The sequence below is a fragment of the Leisingera sp. ANG-DT genome, assembly GCF_000813785.1.
GTDB lineage: Bacteria > Pseudomonadota > Alphaproteobacteria > Rhodobacterales > Rhodobacteraceae > Leisingera.
This window is the reverse complement of sequence record NZ_JWLE01000085.1, coordinates 1-517: the sequence shown is the minus strand read 5'-3', so window position 1 is coordinate 517 and position 517 is coordinate 1. Positions and strand designations below refer to the sequence as shown.

General features: G+C 60.2%; 1 protein-coding gene. It reads left to right on the top strand.

What is annotated here, in order from left to right; all coding sequences use genetic code 11:
• Nucleotides 1-517, top strand: a 517-nt coding sequence (locus RA21_RS21880; RefSeq protein ID WP_039152757.1) for an ABC transporter substrate-binding protein, incomplete at both ends; no start/stop codon positions are given.

The window sequence follows — 517 nt, the reverse complement described above, 5'->3', positions numbered from 1 at the left end:
CGCCGGGGAATGAAGCTGCTGGACGAGGCCGGCTGGACCGTCGGCGATGACGGCATGCGCCGCAACGCAGAAGGCACACCGCTGAAGATCGAATTCCTTGTGGACAGCCCCACCATCGAGCGCATCGTGCAGCCCTATGTCGCGAACCTGCGCACCATGGGTGTGGATGCGGTGGTCAACCGGGTCGATTACGCCCAGTTTACCAGCCGCCGCCGGGAAAAGGAGATCGACATGATTTTCACTGCTTTCCCGATGTCATTGGAGCCGTCGACCGGTCTGCAACAGTATTTCGGCTCGGAGGCGCATGAGTATTCGGTGTTCAACCCGGCCGGGCTGGCCGATCCGGCAGTAGACGTGCTGATTGATGGCGTTATCGAGGCCAAAACCCTGGAAGACCTGCGTGCTAATGTGCGTGCTTTGGACCGGGTGCTGCGGGCCAAGAGGTTCATGGTGCCAACCTGGTATCTGGATGTGAACTGGGTTGCCTATTGGGACATGTACCGCCAGCCGGAAAACC